Here is a 15,971-nt window from a genome sequence, read left to right on the forward strand (position 1 = left end):
TGAGGCAATGTTTCCTCGCTATATAGGTGCAACAAACAACATTATTCTTCAAGGATAGATAATGTGAGATTTCCTAAGAAGAATGATTTTAGATTTATGGAGGGATTTTCTGTGGAAACCATGACTTATCAAGATTTAATGTTTAATGGTGTAAGAAGGTTTGACCATCAGCCTGCGCTTACGTATTTAGAGAAGAATGAAACGATTAGTTATAAGGAATTACAAAATAGAGTAGATCGGATTGCTGGTTATTTAATGCAGCTTGGTGCAGGTGTTGGCACTCATATTGCTATGTCAATTCCGAACAGTATTGAAAGCGTTTTATTTAGCCGTGCAATAGGACGCTGTGGTGCTGTACTTGTCCCCTTAAATAATAAACTTGGTGTTAGTGAGGTTGATTTTATTCTAGCAGATGCCGAACCGGATGTTGTGATTATTGCAACGAGTAATCATATAGAATCCGTATTGGAGTACCAAAAGGGGACAGCGGGAAGAATAGTGGTGGGGATCCCGGGGTTTGCTATCGACTATCCTGAGGAATTTATTATATTTAATTGGGATCAAACCGTTTCTAGTGTGAAATTTCCTGTTGCTAAACCTGACGATACGGCATTGATTTCCTATACCGGTGGTACGACAGGTACACCAAAGGGAGTAATCCATTCGCAAAAGAATTTAGCAGTTGGATTGCAAACCGCCAGTATGGAATATCCTTACGATGATCAGGATAAGGTTTTATTTTGTACACCACTTGTACATTCAGCGGGGGTCCTGCTTAATCGATCGTTATTGTCCGGCAGTCACGTGTATATTCTAAGATCTTTTCAACCAGGGGCTTTCTTGCATGCTGTGCAAAATGAAGGTATTACAAGCACTTTCGTTGTTCCAACGATCATTTATCGCTTGATAGATGAAGCCAAGGAAAAAAACTATGATGTAAGCTCGCTGCGAAATATTAATTACGGCTCGTCTCCGATATCTCCCGAACGTTTGAAGGAAGCTTTTGCATTATTCGGACCAATTTTAAGACAGCAGTACGGTATGACTGAATGCAGTATCCTAATTGCCCGATTAACAAAAAGTGATCATCAATGGGCTTACAAAAATAAGAGAGAAGTGCTGAAAAGTTGTGGAAAGCCTTGTCTAGGTACTAGTATTCGTCTTGTTGATGATCATGGTAACTGCGATCAAACGGTACGGAGGGGAGAAATCATTGTTAAGGCCCCTTATCTCTCAAGCGGTTACTACAAACGCCCTGAGCTTACTGAAAATTCTTTCCGGGACGGTTGGTTTTATACGGGGGATATTGGTGAAATAGATGATAGCGGATTCTTGTATATCGTTGAAAGAAAAAAAGACATGATAATTTCAGGTGGTTTCAATGTATATTCGGTTGAAGTAGAGAGGGTTATTAATCAGCACCCCGCTGTGGACATGAGTGCATGCATCGGTGTGCCACATTCCGATTGGGGAGAAGCTGTTTGCGTCTTTGTAGTTCTTCGCAAGGACAAAAGCTGTTCTAAAGAAGAATTGATTCGATTCTGTAAGGAACGAACTTCTAGTTACATGGTTCCGAAAGAAGTTCATTTTAAAGCATCGCTTCCTTTAACGATGATTGGGAAGATTGATAAGAAAAAATTAAAAGAACCTTTTTGGGAAAAAGTGGAACGACAGGTCCATTGATAGGAGGAAGACATAAAAGCTTAAAAAGTGATAAATATAGGGGGATTTGTATGGCCGATGTTATTTTAGATACAGAAAATAGACAGACCAATGTAAAACAAATTCCAATGAAACATATTTTTGGTTATTCATTGGGCGCGTTGTCTTATTATACATTGTTTATGACAACTACGACCTATCTGATGTATTTTTATACGGATGTTGTAGGAATCAGTGCAGCTGCTGCGGGAACTATTTTTTTATTCGCTCGATTGGTGGACGCCATTTCTGACCCTGTTGTAGGAACCATTGCTGATAGAACAAACACAAAGCATGGCCGCTATCGGCCGTATATCCTTTGGGGAACTATCCCACTTGTTGTAACAGGTGTGCTCTGTTTTACTTCGCCAGGTATCTCTGAAAGCGGAAATGTAATATACGCTGCCATAACATATATATTATTCGGAATGATGTATTCGTTTGTAAATGTCCCTCATATGTCGATGGAAGCATCCATTACATATGATCCGGATGAACGGTCGAAAGTGATTTCGGTGAAACTGATTTTTCAGTTGTTTGGAGCTTTAATTGCATCAACACTTACCATGCCTTTGGTTCGTATGTTTACCAATGAGGAAATAGGGTTTCTTATTACGATGGTACTATTTGGGATCGTTTGTGCAATTCTTTTGTTCATAACGTTTAGAACAACAAAACCGTATGCATGGTATGAAGGCTTGGTCAACAAGAATAAGAAGAGGGGAAGTATTCTAAAACGGTGGGGAGTGGTAGGGAAAAACGATAAATTAAGATTCTTAATCATGATGCTCTTTGTTTCATCTATCGTTCAGGCGTTAGTACAACCAGTAGGAATCTATTATATGACCTATAATGTTGGTAGAGCGGATTTAACAAGTTTATATATGTTAAATATGATGGGGGCAACTATTGTAGGAGCCTTTTTAGTCCCTTTTATGTCAAAGTTTATGGAGAAGAAAGCAATACTTATTTTTGGCCTGTCTTTAGGAGCTGTATGTAATGCAACGTTCTTTTTTGTTCCTTACGGCAGTTTGATGTTGATATTTATAACACGTTTTCTTGCTGGTATTGGGCAGGGGGTTATAACCGTTCTGGTCTTCTCCATGATTGCTGACTGTGTGGATTATGGAGAATGGAAACATGGATTCCGCGCACAAGGTATGACTTTTGCTACGTCTGCCTTTTTCCATAAGTCGGGAAATGCTATTGGCGGTTGGCTGATAGGAATTGTGCTGATGTTTATTGGCTATATACCGAATCAAGCGCAGACACCATTTGTGTTGGATGGAATTCTTTGGTTGTTGTCAATTATTCCAGCAGCCCTGCTAATCATTAGTATTATATTTGTTCTCCCATTTCATCTAACAAAAAGCGATTTATATCGTATTAGAGCAGATCTTGACAATGCAAGTGTCAGAAACAATGACTAGAAATTACACGATTAATATTCATACTATTTAGATGGAGGGTTGATATGGATAAGAATAATGCACTATTTTATGACAAACATTCTTATTTAGCGGAACATGCCGAGCGTTTCACAAAAAGGATAGAAAAAGTAACAGAGGGTGTGTATTCTGCCATTGGCTACGGTTTGGCAAATTCTATTTTGTTGATAACAGACGTGGGGAACATCATTGTTGATACAACGGAAAGTATTCGTGCTGCCCAGGAAATCAAGGGAGAATTTGATAAAATTTCACCGCTTTCAACTGTAGCCGTGATATACACCCACGGGCATACGGACCATGTTTGTGGTGCCTCTGTTTTTATGGATGAGGGAACGGAAGTGTACGCGAATGCAAAGACGAAAGATTTATTTAATCAACAATTTAATCAATTGGATCCTATCTTAACCGTCCGTGGAGCTAGACAGTTTGGAGTGAAAATTCCACGTGAATACCTTCCTGCGATGGGGCTTGGACCGTTTCTTCATGTCGATGGATATAATCCTCAATTGGTTATGCCTACTCAAGAGTTTGAAGATTTGTTGGAATTACGTATTGGAGGACTTCGATTAAAATTGGTTTCTGCTCCAGGTGAGACCGATGACCAAATATTTATATGGATACCCGAAAAAAAAGTGTTACTTAGTGCTGATAACTATTATCCTTGTTTCCCTAATCTGTATACCATTCGTGGAACAACCCCACGGCCAGTTTACAAATGGGTTGAATCACTAGATAAAATGAGAGATCTTGGTGCTGAGTATTTAGTTCCTAGCCATGCAGAACCGATTTACGGATCAGAAAGAATCCATGAGCTTCTTACGGTATACCGTGATGCAATTCAATATGTTCATGATTCTGTTGTTAGAGGAATGAATCAAGGGAAGACCCCAGATGAGCTGGTCGAAGGCATCTATCTTCCGCCACATCTCCAAACATATAAAGAATTACGTGAGCTGTATGGAGAGCTTTCACAGTCTATAAGAGCTATCTATGATGGTTATTTAGGCTGGTTTGACGGGAACGCAACTAATTTAATCCCCCTTTCTAAAGCGATTCGTGCCCAAAAAATAGTGGATTTAGCAGGTGGTTATCAAAAGATGCTGAAAGAGATTAGAACTGCATTGGACAACAAAGAATATCAGTGGACCGCGGAAATTTCAGATATGTTGCTGACGATCACACCGGATAATGATGAAGTTACATCCTTGAAGGCTGAGGCATTATTTAAATTGGGCTGCGCTTCTCAGAATTCAAACAACCGTGCTTATTATCTTACGCAGTCGCTTGAGTTAAAAGGGGAAATTCATTACCGGCCAAGATCTGTGGACAAACAACTTTCATACGCCAAGTCTATGTCAGTTGATCAATTTTTTTCCAATATGGCGATTCGCCTTAACCCAGACAAGAGTAAGAATGATGTCATTACCGCATCCGTTCAAATCACAGATAACGATGCAGCCTATCAAATCCAAGTGCGACGGGGAGTAGCAGAGGTACGGAGGGGATATATTCAGTATCCTGATCTTTGGATTGAAACGACAGGTGTGGTATGGAAAGAAGTCATTATTGGAGCATACGACATTCGAGAAGCACTGCATTCGGGTAAGGTCCAACTAGTGGGGGAAGTCGATTTACTACGCTATTTTGTTAATCTATTCAAAAGTGATTCAGAATGAAACAAATTAATCCTATAGAAAAAGATAAACATAAAAACCAACTAAAATATGCACAGCAGCATCTAGCAAACGAACGAACTTATCTTGCCTGGATTCGTACAGTTGTGGCTGTTATAGGTATAGGGTTATTAATTGCGCATCTTGGTATTAAGGGAATTACTCTAATCGTTACCATATTAGGAATAGGAATGGTAGGAACGTTAACAATTATCATCGCTACATTCAGTTACCTTAATAAGAAAAAACAAATCGATCAACAAACCTTTTATTCATCGCATACCAGTATTATTTATTTCTCATTTCTTTTATTTGTGATTATATTGTTTGCTCTGTTAATCAGTGCATGCTACCACATGAAATAAGTGTTCCATATTATCGATATATGTTCAAATATGAGAGTGGAAGACAGTTTAGATCGTACCAAGGGAACGGGTACGGTCTTTTCATTATTGCAAATAATAATCGGAGAAATGACAACAAATGGGGAGATGTCTTATAGAGAATAGCATTCAGTTTGAAATTAATATTCTATTTACGATGTATTAAAACTCTATTAATAGTTTGTAGATATACTAGAATTAATTGAGTTTGGAGAGGAGAGATAATGTGTTAAAGAAAATAGGTGTGGTTGCAGTAAGTCTTGGTCTAGTTGCTTCTAGTATGGGATCTGTACAAGTTGCAGAAGCAAGTAAACCAGAATGGGTGAAGCCTGGGAAGCCTGATTGGGTGGAAAAAGGAAAAGTGGAGAATGTTATTTATATGATCCCAGACGGTTTTAATGCCGATTATGCTACGAATTATCGAATCTTTAAAGGGGAAGAGGCAGTTTGGGATGACCACTTAAAAGGGATGTATACGACACATTCTGCTAACTCCAATATTACAGATTCTGCTGCGGCTGGAACGGCAATGGCAACAGGGGTGAAGACGAATAACGGAATGCTAAGTGTCGATCCAGACGGGGATGAATTGGAAACTGTTCTTGAAGCTTCAAAGGATAAAGATATGGCAACAGGATTAATAGCTACATCAACGATTACACATGCAACGCCAGCAGCGTTTGCTTCTCATGTTGAAGATCGAAATAATGAAACAGAGATTGCTAGACAAATGATTGCTAATGAAGTTGATGTTTTGCTTGGCGGTGGGAAAAGCAACTTCTTACCTGAGTCGGAAGGTGGGGAGCAAGAGGAAGGAAATTTGCTGAAAGAAGCGGAAGAGCAAGGATATGAAGTAATTGAAGATCGAGAAGAATTGCAGAAGAAAAATGAAATTTCTTTAAAAGATAATGATAAACTACTTGGGTTATTTGCGGATGGTCCACTCTCGGATGAAATGATTCGTGACAAGGAGGAACAACCAAGCCTTGCTGAAATGACAGAGGCCGGAATTGATATTCTTAATCAAGAAAGAGACGGGTTCTTCCTTATGGTTGAAGGAAGTCAAATTGATTGGGCCGGACATGACAATGATGCAGCCTGGGCAATGAATGAGGTAGAAGCGTTTGAAGAGGCAGTAAAAGAGGCAATCGAATTTGCTAAAAAAGATGGAGAAACGCTTGTTGTTATTGGTAGTGATCATGAAACAGGAGGTATGACGGTAGGCGCGAATGGCTCCGCTTCTGCAAATCCAGAATTGCTAAGGGATGTAAAAGCAACAGGAGCACAAATGGCAGCGGAATTAAATGAAGAGCGTTCCAATATTGCAGAAGTTATTAAGCAATATACGGATTTTGGCCTAAATGAAACAGAAATTGAACAAATTAAAAAGGCAGAAGATCCAGCAGTTGCCATTAATAAAGTGATTAGTGATCGTGCCAATGTTGGCTGGACAAGCAGTAATCATACTGGTGTTCAGGTACCTGTATTTGCATACGGTCCGAAGGCAGATGAGTTTGTTGGATTTTATGATAATACGGATTTACCGAATAAAATTGCAGAGGCATTGAAATTAAAATTGGATCAATAAATTTTAAATTTCATATAGATCACTAAAGCCTTATGATATTGCACCCCAAACATACTAAGATTAGTAGTACAAAACCAAGGCCATGGTTTTGTGCTACTATTTTTTTATAGTAGGAGTGAAGAAAAGCCGATCTAACTTTTGACTTACTCAGGAGGTTTATCCCCCCTGAATAAATCAAGGTAAATAATTCAAATAAATTGTGTAAAACACTTGACTGGAGGTAAGAAAAGTTAGTTTGTCTAACAACTAACTCTTGGGGTTTTTTATAGTGCCGCTTCAACTCGTTTTTAGAACAAGTCTGTTTAATTAACGTTAAAAAAAGAGTTCACTACGGATGGGGACACATCCGATAATTGCTGGTAATTATATTTCGGATTCCGATCTTTATCTATAACGACAGACCGAACGCCCTCATAAAAATCATGCGACTTTAAAAAGTTTCTAGCTAGAACCAAGTCTGTTTCTAGACATTCCTCTAATGTTTTATTTTCTCCTTTGATTAGTTGATCTAATGTAACTTTAAGAGAAATCGGGGATTTAGATAACAAGGTTTCTTTCGTTTTGCTAGCAAATTCACTATTATCGGATTTAAGAGAATCAATGATTTGTTCAACTGTTCCATAAGAGAAATGTTGGTCGATTTTCGATTGTAAGGCTTCGATTTCACCATCAGGTATTGAAGTTGGATGACATGTATCAAGAAGCAAATCAAGTTTTGCTGCTCGATCTTGTTCAATATGCCAATTGGTTTCCATTACTTGCTTTTCTAATGCTTCTAGCTGATTACTGGATACAGCTGTATCCGCTCCATTTACATAGAGAACATCTGTAGCAGTAATCACATTAGCTGTAAGTGCTAGGTATCTACCAGCATAGCCAGGCGCTTTGTTTAGAAAGTAAGCTGCTCCAACGTCAGGAAAAAACCCAATATTCATTTCAGGCATGGCCCATTTGCTTCGTTCCGTAACAATTCGGTGGCTGGCGCCGTAGGATAATCCAATTCCTCCGCCCATAACAACACCATCTAAGATTGCTAGAATCGGTTTAGAAAAGCTAGTAACTAATTGATCGGTTAAATACTCTTCGGTAAAGAAGGTAATTGCCTTATCATATCCATCCTTGTTATCTTTTGCCTGATACAGTGTCTTAATATCTCCGCCAGCACAAAAACCTTTGGCACCTGCACCTTTCAGAATAACAAGACAAATACGATCATCTTGTTCCCATTCTAGTAATTTCTCGCGAATTGGTACGAGCATCTCATAGTTTAATGAATTAATCGCTTTTGGTCGATTTAAGGTGATTACTGCAACTCCATTATCCTGTGTTGAGAATAAAACTTCCTCCATGTTTACACGTCTCCTTTACTTATACTTATAGTGGGAATTTATTTATGTTTGAAGCTTGGTTTTCTTTTTTCAACAAACGAGTTTACGCCCTCTTTGGCATCTTCTGTTTGAAATAATGCTGCAAAGTTTTCTCTTTCCCTTTTTAATCCATCTGCGAAGGATTCATGGTATCCATAGACAATGCTCTCCATGGCTTTGATTACACTTGTTATACTATGTCCATTAATAAAACCATTAGCCGTCGCTAAGGTTGTGGGTAATAGTTCTTCTTGGGGAACAGATAGTTGAACAATTCCATATGCAAAAGCCTGTTCGCCATTGATATGTTTACTAGATAAAATTAACTCGGTAGCAGTAGCTATACCGGTAATTCTTGCCAGACGCTGTGTTCCACCAAAAGAGGGGATTAATCCTAAATTTAACTCTGGTAGCCCAAGCTTCGCATCATGAGCAGCAATTCGAAAATGGCAGGCCATTGCCAGTTCCAGTCCTCCGCCTAATGCAGGGCCATTAATGGCAGCTATCACCGGTTTATTCATGGACTCGATCTCATTACATAATGCTTGTCCTGCTTCGGATATACTCCTTCCCTTATGTGCATCGCCCATCGCTGGTACAAATTCTTTAATATCAGCACCAGCTGCAAAGAACTTTCCAGAACCGGTTATAATGATAGCGTGGACATGATCAGCTTCGCGTAATTGTTTGAAAACAGTACGTAATTCTTGAATCATCGTAGTTGATAATGTATTTGCTGGTGGTGCATCTAGTTCTATCTTAGCAAGTTTATCCTTATACGTTAACTGAATATGATTACATTCCATAGTTCTTCCTCCTAGAATCATTCTATTGTTACTTTATTCTATAATCTTAATGCAAATAACATGCCAATCAATATGTGAAATCATAATAGCAAAACAGTGACTTAGCTGTACAATTGTACAAACAATTAGACAGTTATGTTTTTTATGCCGGTTTTTAGAAGATAAGATCAACACACATAAAGAAAAGCAGCTGCTATTTTTAGCAGCCGCCTTACTTATGAAGGGGAAGAGGGAGACAATGAATTTACTACTTTTTAACCTTTTGGATAATTCGGTAATTTTCATGTGCCACCACTGTATTTGAGAAGCCATGGCTGATTTTCCTCAAATTATTGGATGAGGAAATATCGACAATAATACTACGTTTACAGTTTGATGGCAGTACTTGTCCTTGTAAGATGTAATTTTCTTTCTCGAATTCAATAATATCACCTGGGTTAGCCTTTTTAGTATCTGCTTTAAACATTACAGTTCCTCCTCTAGCAATTAATTTATTATTCGAACATTCTTGCGAAAGATTCCTTTTTCATTTCGTACTCATTCGCCGGGGTGATTGCTTGTTTTAATGACTCAATCTGTTCTCGTAAATCATTAATTTCTTTGGATTGTTGTTCTGCGATCTTCATCCTTTTTTTCTGTTCTTCCTGCAGTGATTGAATGGATTTTTCTTGATTAGCAACATTAGAGACTGTCATTCCAATCGTTTGCATCACCGTTAAGATATTTTCTCGGTAATTTCCTTGTTCAAAAGTCATTTGTACATCCTCGATTGTACTTTCTACTCGTATTGGAAAGCTTCTATTAGCTAATCGCTTTAGTATATCTGGTTTCTTATAGTTTTTGTATTTACATTTTTTGATGAATTTTAAAACGTCAATTGCTTCTGGAAGATAATACATGACATCTTGCTGCTGTGTCTTTGGTACGTACATATTAAATTCCTCAACCCAGGTTGCTGCAGTATTTTTTGGAACGCCAACAATGTGAGACAACCCATTTAGACTAAGCAATTCCATTGTTTTTCACCGTCTTTCTATTATTTTCAAATGTTTGCTGGGTGCTTATAATGAAGCACATTACTAATACTAAACAATGGTGATGGAATGAATATGTGATAAATGTGGAATAAATGAGGAAATATAAATCGATTGTTTTTATACTTCGTGAGAACGATTAAAGGGAGCAATCACTTGTTATATAAGCTCATTTGTAAGAAAAAAATCAGCCTGCAAGTTTTTCTTTACAAGCTGATTTCATACGTATCTATATAAGTATGCTCATCCAAAACGTATATACAAGCTACTGCTTTCGTTCATCAATGCATGCTTGTACTAATGTAACTCCTTGACTCATTGCAGGTCCACCCCCAAAAGCAGCAGTCACACATATGGCATCAAGAATTTCCTCCTCGGTGCAGCCTTGATCCAAACAGCCTTTTGTATGATAGATAATACAATATTCATCTTGCGCATGAACACTGATACCTAATGCGATTAATTGCTTTGCTTTCTTAGGTAAGGCCCCTTCTTGAAAACAAGCTTCTGTAAAGGATGTATAGGCTTTTGTAAATCCCGGCATTTTATCGGAGAATTTTCCCATCCCTTCTTTATATTCAATCAGCTTTGATTTGGTAGAATCCATTTGCTCAGCTCCATTCTTCAAATAATTATAGAACTTAGTATGAGCAAAATAGAACTTGTTAAACCAAGTTTGTCGTTCATCTATTACATTTTCTGAGATGGGCAGTTTTGTTCTCCTTCGTTTGACTTGGGTTGGATGTTTATAATATACTTTATTCAACAAAGTTGAATGAAATGAAACATGATCCAATATATATAGTACAAAAAGAGGTTATATTTTTATAAGTAAGCGTATTCATAAGCCTTCTTATCGTGAACTGTATTTGTCATTTTGCATACATTGATAATAATACGTAATGAGGAGTTTCGAAAAAATCAATTCTGAAATTGGAGGGGAAAGCATGTGTCAGTATCCAAAGCATGTGGGTATCAAAGAGGTTGGGCCAAGGGACGGATTACAGAATGAAGATGTATTTATTGATACAAATGACAAGGTGAAATGGATTAACATGCTGTCTGAATCCGGTGTGAAGGAAATTGAATATTCATCTTTTGTACATCCAAAGTGGATTCCACCATTGGCCGATGCACGTGAAGTAGGCAGAAGGATTAAGCGAAATCCAGACGTGACCTACTCTGCGCTTGTTCCCAATTTAAAGGGGCTAGAGCATGCATTGGAAACAGGAATTGATGTAGCTTCGGTTTTTATGTCAGCAAGTGATACACATAATCAAAAAAATATTAATAAATCCATTGATGAAACCTACCCCGTGTTGAAAAAAGTAATCCATGAAGCAAAAGATGCTAAAAAGGCAGTAACTGGTTATGTATCTACCGTTTTTGATTGTCCATATGAGGGAAGAATCTCTCCAGAACAAGTAATAGACGTTTGCGATCAATTATTTGATTATGGTGTGGATTCTATATCATTGGGCGATACAATTGGAACTGCCGTTCCGAGTCAGGTAGAAGCTTTATTAGCTTCTATATTATCTCGTTACGATCAAGAAAAGATTATTATGCATTTTCATGACACAAGAGGAATGGCAATCGCAAATATGATGACATCTATTCAACATGGAATAACGCGATTTGACAGCTCTGTTGGCGGTTTAGGTGGCTGCCCTTATGCAAAAGGAGCGGCTGGGAATGTTGCTACAAATGATGTATTATATTTGTTACATGGATTGGGAATTGAAACCGGCATAAAAGAAGAAAAGATTCAACAAGCAGCTTTATATATTCAAGATAAATTAGGTAAAAGTCTACCGAGTAAAGCACTTGCTTATCAATCTACTAATTATAAAAAAACAGTCTAAAACAACGACCTACGAAGTAAATGAGCTTTGTAGGTCGTTTGCTTTATGTGAGCCTTACGATATTTTAACTTCTCTGCTTTGTTGGGATAACGATCACCATCTTAGTAAAGCAAATAATTAGTTGGGTGCCTAAGGGCATCTTTTCTTGTTTTTAAATGATTGCAGGCAGCGTTTTTACAAAGTCACTTATACCCTTCAGATCATTCACTTCACTTGATATACCTACTAAAGTACTGATTATTCATTTTCAGAAGGAGATACAAAAGCGCCTATCGAAACTAAAAATAAATACATGTTTATAAGTTAGGGACTGGATTGCTCGGAGTTTTAAAAGGATGTATTGACTTTCTCTAAAAAGAGATTTAAAGGAGGTGTTTCATCAAAGTACATCTAAAATAAGTGATTGTTTCATCACTTTATTAAGATGAATAGCAGTAGGGATGATTAAGTGAATTTTTAGGGAGGGCATTATGAGAAAAAATAGTTGGACAAAATTAATATTCGTTGCTTTTATCTTACTAGTAATGAATCCGCTTTCTGTACAGGCGCTGCAAAACGATAATAATACTGATAATGTGGACCATGATTGGATGAGCAATGAAGAACTAATTCAAAAGCTAAATCAAATTGAGAAGGCAAGTTCTAACAGAGTCGATGTTGATGTCATTGGTCATTCACACCAAGGACGAGAAATCTATGCTGCTAGAGTGGGGACAGGGGATCAAGTATTATTAATAAATGGTAATATACATGGAAACGAAAAGAGTGGTCCTGAAGCACTTGTACAAATGCTTGAAACACTCGGAACCAGTGATAGTACCTTTGCTCAAGCAATTCGTGACGAAGTTACAATAGTTGCCGTGCCTAGGCTTAATGTCGATGGTGCTGACATAACTCAACGCCAGAATATTTTCTCATGGAATGATGTTATGAATAAGTATCCACAGCTTAATGGTACTACTCCATCTTGGTACTATAGTGAAACGAACGGCGGATTTGACGTTAACCGGGATTTTAACCCGAATTTGAGCTACGAACCAGAGGTTGCGGATTTACCTGGTACAGGGGCCGATCCTGGTTTTTTCCTAACAAATGAATCCCGCATCCTTAGAAACGTATATCTGAATTTGAAAGATGAGTTCGGTGAAGTTGAGGCTTTTGTAGATCTTCATCATATGGGAACCCCAGAAACGAATAAGACCGGCGAGGATGTCACAATCGCGATAGACTATCCACCACTGGGGCCGGAAGATAGTACAAAATATGCGGATTGGCCAAAATTGGATCAAGATAAGTCTAAGCGATACGCGTTAGCTGCTGCTCTTGGGGTAAAGGAATTTTCGGATAGGGAAGAGCCAGGAGTTGCCCGTTATTTGCACCCTGAGGAACGTGACTTGCCTGGACAGGCTAGGTCTTCATTTGCTCTTAATGGAACCGCTACGGTTCTCTTCGAAATGCCAGGGCAACAACCTGAATATGGATATGATCAAGCGTTAATCGATCGTGTGGAAAATGGATTATGGGGCATTGCTACTCGTATGGCTGATGGGTCTATCGACCAACTAAATGGTGATCAATTCCTTCGTTTGCCAAAGTATTGGACGGAGCGTTCATCTGATATGAAAATATTAGTTGAACGATTTTTAGAGGAAGGAAAGATCGAGAACGAAAGTGCTGCCCATTCATTATCTATCCATTTGATGATGGTTAATATTTATGAGGAAAGAGAAGAAGGTGAGAAGGTTGTTAAGCATATGAGGAACTTTAAATTACTACTTGATCATCAAAACGAAGAAGGATTGATTGCTGAAGATGCATATAACAGACTTCATGATGATGCTGATTATTTAATTGAGAAGTGGTAAGCTTTTATAAGAAGGTGTAGCAATATAAGGTAATCCATATAAAGCAAAAAAACATAATATGGATTACCTTTAAGTCTTTCTTAAATAGTAGAGTTGCGTTGGATCAAGCTTTACGCATTGCTTAATCCTTTTTGCACTCTTTCGTTATATAGAGACAACCTGTGAAAAAGGAGTTTAAATGCTTAAGTTAAAGTATCTTTTGAGCTCTTTCTGTCCCTTATCGGTAATCGTAACGGCACGACTTAAAGGTTTTCTGCTAATCCAATTCAATTCAAAAAGATGAGAAGTTATGGCCTGACCTAAAGCACCAGCAAGATGATGATGCCGTTCACTCCAGTCCAAACAAACACGGGAGAAGGAACGACGTTCTTTTCTTAGATCCGCAAGTTCCAATCCGAAATCCTGAAAAAACCGTTCTCCATTAGAGGTTACCTCAAATTCTTTTTCTCCTTTTCGCAAATAACCCAAATTCACCATCGATTCAGTTAATGCTACACCTAACCGTCCTGCTAAATGATCATAGCACGTTCTGGCATTACGAAGGGCGATTGTTTGGCTAGACTGTTTTAATGAACGCACTTCGGGTGGTTTTGAAATAGTAAGAAAAGATTCTAAAATACATGCAACCTCTCGACTTGCCAGTTGATAATAACGATATCGTCCATGCTTTTCGACAGTAACAAGGTTCCCCTTCACTAATTTTGAGAGATGAAAACTGGCTGTCTGGGGTTTAATGGCAGCCATATAGGCTAACTCACTTGCTGTATGAAAACGCCCATCCATTAAACTAGTTAGAATCATTGCTCTTGAAGGTTCACTAAGGAGAGAAGCAACTTCGGCCACATTTGGATTCACACTCATTTGTATTCATCTCCTTCTGCATTCCATATTTCGATTATAGTTGAACTATCCATAGGTTACAATAATCATAGATTATAAGTGATTTCAAATTTAATTCATGAAAAGGGGTTTTTTTATGGATCAAAACCATCGATCTTTAAAAATGAGTAACTTTCATCATCTACATCAGCAGTCATCCAGCTTTGTTCTTCCAAATGCGTGGGATGCCATTAGTGCTAAGATGTTTGAAGAAAGTGGATTTGAAGCGATTGGAACGACAAGCGCTGGTATTGCCGCTTCATTGGGGTATAAGGATGGAGGAAATATTCCACTGGAAAAAATGATTGAAGTCATTCAGTTGATTACAAGTTCTGTGAATGTCCCCGTCAGCGCAGATATTGAAGCAGGATACGGAGAAACCATTAAGGAGGTTTTAGAAACAGTAGAAAAAATTATAGCTACTGGAGTTGTTGGGATAAATATTGAAGACGGTACAGGCAAACCAGATCAACCACTATATGATCTATCCTTTCAAAAAGAAAAAATTGCAGCTATCAAGGAACTTTCCTATGCCACTGATGATGCTTCATTATTTATAAATGCTCGTACAGATACATACTGGCTCCATGTTGGAGATGCAACAATGCGATTGAAAGAAACCGTTAGACGTGCTAAAGAATTTGAGGAAGCGGGAGCGGATTGTATTTTCGTTCCTGGATTAACAGACCAGACGATTATCCAACATCTCAGAGAAGAACTTTCCTTACCTATTAATCTATTGGCCAGCCCTGGAATGCCTTCTTTGACCGAGTTATCAGATATTGGCATTGAGAGGCTTAGTTGTGGGTCTGGCCCTTTTAGAGCAACTGTAACTTTACTGAAAACCATTAGTGATGAGATCATGGGTCAACAAACCTTTCATCATATGATGAATGACGCTATGCCCTATGACAAGATTGCTAACTTAGGGGGGAAATAATAAGATTCAAATCCTTTTATAACATTCTATAATGGTAAGTCGATTATGCTTATATGAGGTAATCGACTTTATTCTCAGGATACATATTCTATTTGAAGTTCAAGTAGTTTATTTGTCCCCTGCTATAGTAGTACCTCTGTACGCGAACTATCAGAAACGCTTTATGCATAAAACCATAGAAAATACTCTCAACATGTAACTGTATTTTCTCCTAAATGAACAATAATTACAGTCTGTTTTTTGATGAACATAAACAAAAAATCATAACAAGTACTTGACCTTCCATTGATTCTGCTATACTATGTTTATAGAATTAATGCAATCGTTTGCACATATGGTTGGGAGAATAGGATTAAATAAGTAGAATTTTGATAACGTATATGTTTTATTTTTTAGTAAAATGAAAGTGTTTTCAATTT

General features: G+C 37.9%; 14 protein-coding genes. 8 read left to right on the top strand and 6 right to left on the bottom strand.

Features of this window, described 5'->3' with window-relative positions; genetic code table 11:
- Positions 1 to 120: 120 nt before the first annotated feature.
- The 5 genes from BN990_RS04890 (at position 121) to BN990_RS04910 (ending at position 6,796) form a co-directional block, all read left to right on the top strand.
- On the top strand, positions 121 to 1,683 hold the full coding sequence (locus BN990_RS04890; protein ID WP_232620934.1) for a class I adenylate-forming enzyme family protein: 1,563 nt from the start codon (positions 121 to 123) through the stop codon (positions 1,681 to 1,683).
- Positions 1,684 to 1,733: 50 nt separating this feature from the next.
- Positions 1,734 to 3,131 (top strand): MFS transporter, encoded by a 1,398-nt coding sequence (locus tag BN990_RS04895; RefSeq protein ID WP_038242750.1) that lies wholly within the window; start codon positions 1,734 to 1,736, stop codon positions 3,129 to 3,131.
- A 44-nt stretch (positions 3,132 to 3,175) separates the two neighbouring features.
- Positions 3,176 to 4,828 (top strand): alkyl sulfatase dimerization domain-containing protein, encoded by a 1,653-nt coding sequence (locus BN990_RS04900; RefSeq protein WP_051739025.1) that lies wholly within the window; start codon positions 3,176 to 3,178, stop codon positions 4,826 to 4,828.
- On the top strand, positions 4,825 to 5,190 hold the full coding sequence (locus tag BN990_RS04905) for a YidH family protein (protein WP_021289359.1): 366 nt from the start codon (positions 4,825 to 4,827) through the stop codon (positions 5,188 to 5,190). The genes BN990_RS04900 and BN990_RS04905 overlap by 4 nt, the downstream gene beginning before the upstream one ends.
- A 244-nt stretch (positions 5,191 to 5,434) precedes the next feature.
- Positions 5,435 to 6,796: an alkaline phosphatase gene (locus BN990_RS04910; RefSeq protein WP_038242752.1), complete on the top strand. Its 1,362-nt coding sequence runs from the start codon at positions 5,435 to 5,437 to the stop codon at positions 6,794 to 6,796.
- A 302-nt stretch (positions 6,797 to 7,098) separates the two neighbouring features.
- On the opposite strand, the gene BN990_RS04915 is transcribed toward BN990_RS04910, so the two are convergent.
- The 5 genes from BN990_RS04915 to BN990_RS04935 form a co-directional block, all read right to left on the bottom strand.
- The gene (locus tag BN990_RS04915; RefSeq protein WP_021289357.1) at positions 7,099 to 8,145 is read right to left on the bottom strand and encodes an enoyl-CoA hydratase/isomerase family protein; all 1,047 of its coding nucleotides are present in this window, start codon (positions 8,143 to 8,145) and stop codon (positions 7,099 to 7,101) included.
- 38 nt (positions 8,146 to 8,183) lie between these two features.
- Positions 8,184 to 8,969 carry an enoyl-CoA hydratase-related protein gene (locus tag BN990_RS04920; protein WP_038242754.1) on the bottom strand — a complete coding sequence of 262 codons (786 nt, stop codon included), beginning with the start codon at positions 8,967 to 8,969 and terminating at the stop codon, positions 8,184 to 8,186.
- Positions 8,970 to 9,216: 247 nt separating this feature from the next.
- Positions 9,217 to 9,435 (bottom strand): DUF2187 family protein, encoded by a 219-nt coding sequence (locus BN990_RS04925; protein ID WP_021289355.1) that lies wholly within the window; start codon positions 9,433 to 9,435, stop codon positions 9,217 to 9,219.
- A 28-nt stretch (positions 9,436 to 9,463) separates the two neighbouring features.
- On the bottom strand, positions 9,464 to 9,985 hold the full coding sequence (locus tag BN990_RS04930; RefSeq protein ID WP_021289354.1) for a MerR family transcriptional regulator: 522 nt from the start codon (positions 9,983 to 9,985) through the stop codon (positions 9,464 to 9,466).
- Between the two features lie 283 nt (positions 9,986 to 10,268).
- A complete protein-coding gene (locus BN990_RS04935; RefSeq protein ID WP_021289353.1) occupies positions 10,269 to 10,610 on the bottom strand; it encodes a carboxymuconolactone decarboxylase family protein in 342 nt (113 codons plus the stop codon).
- Between the two features lie 340 nt (positions 10,611 to 10,950).
- Between BN990_RS04935 and BN990_RS04940 the strand changes: the two genes are divergently transcribed.
- Positions 10,951 to 11,868 (top strand): hydroxymethylglutaryl-CoA lyase, encoded by a 918-nt coding sequence (locus BN990_RS04940; RefSeq protein ID WP_038242756.1) that lies wholly within the window; start codon positions 10,951 to 10,953, stop codon positions 11,866 to 11,868.
- Positions 11,869 to 12,338: 470 nt separating this feature from the next.
- A complete protein-coding gene (locus BN990_RS04945; protein ID WP_038242758.1) occupies positions 12,339 to 13,733 on the top strand; it encodes a M14 family zinc carboxypeptidase in 1,395 nt (464 codons plus the stop codon).
- 174 nt (positions 13,734 to 13,907) lie between these two features.
- Here the strand turns inward: BN990_RS04945 and BN990_RS04950 are convergent, their stop codons facing one another.
- A complete protein-coding gene (locus BN990_RS04950) occupies positions 13,908 to 14,594 on the bottom strand; it encodes an ArsR/SmtB family transcription factor (protein ID WP_021289350.1) in 687 nt (228 codons plus the stop codon).
- Positions 14,595 to 14,709: 115 nt separating this feature from the next.
- On the opposite strand from BN990_RS04950, the gene BN990_RS04955 reads away from it, so the two are divergent.
- Positions 14,710 to 15,552 (top strand): isocitrate lyase/PEP mutase family protein, encoded by an 843-nt coding sequence (locus BN990_RS04955; protein ID WP_038242768.1) that lies wholly within the window; start codon positions 14,710 to 14,712, stop codon positions 15,550 to 15,552.
- Positions 15,553 to 15,971: the final 419 nt, after the last annotated feature.

The organism is Virgibacillus salexigens, from assembly GCF_000723585.1.
Classification (GTDB): Bacteria; Bacillota; Bacilli; order Bacillales; family Amphibacillaceae; genus Virgibacillus; species Virgibacillus salexigens.

Coding starts and splice junctions, on each gene's coding strand:
- BN990_RS04930 (WP_021289354.1), bottom strand. CDS start 9,985: ATGGAATTGCTTAGTCTAAATGGGTTGTCTCACATTGTTGGCGTTCCA.
- BN990_RS04915 (WP_021289357.1), bottom strand. CDS start 8,145: ATGGAGGAAGTTTTATTCTCAACACAGGATAATGGAGTTGCAGTAATC.
- BN990_RS04950 (WP_021289350.1), bottom strand. CDS start 14,594: ATGAGTGTGAATCCAAATGTGGCCGAAGTTGCTTCTCTCCTTAGTGAA.
- BN990_RS04940 (WP_038242756.1), top strand. CDS start 10,951: ATGTGTCAGTATCCAAAGCATGTGGGTATCAAAGAGGTTGGGCCAAGG.
- BN990_RS04925 (WP_021289355.1), bottom strand. CDS start 9,435: ATGTTTAAAGCAGATACTAAAAAGGCTAACCCAGGTGATATTATTGAA.
- BN990_RS04890 (WP_232620934.1), top strand. CDS start 121: ATGACTTATCAAGATTTAATGTTTAATGGTGTAAGAAGGTTTGACCAT.
- BN990_RS04920 (WP_038242754.1), bottom strand. CDS start 8,969: ATGGAATGTAATCATATTCAGTTAACGTATAAGGATAAACTTGCTAAG.
- BN990_RS04955 (WP_038242768.1), top strand. CDS start 14,710: ATGGATCAAAACCATCGATCTTTAAAAATGAGTAACTTTCATCATCTA.
- BN990_RS04905 (WP_021289359.1), top strand. CDS start 4,825: ATGAAACAAATTAATCCTATAGAAAAAGATAAACATAAAAACCAACTA.
- BN990_RS04900 (WP_051739025.1), top strand. CDS start 3,176: ATGGATAAGAATAATGCACTATTTTATGACAAACATTCTTATTTAGCG.
- BN990_RS04895 (WP_038242750.1), top strand. CDS start 1,734: ATGGCCGATGTTATTTTAGATACAGAAAATAGACAGACCAATGTAAAA.
- BN990_RS04945 (WP_038242758.1), top strand. CDS start 12,339: ATGAGAAAAAATAGTTGGACAAAATTAATATTCGTTGCTTTTATCTTA.
- BN990_RS04935 (WP_021289353.1), bottom strand. CDS start 10,610: ATGGATTCTACCAAATCAAAGCTGATTGAATATAAAGAAGGGATGGGA.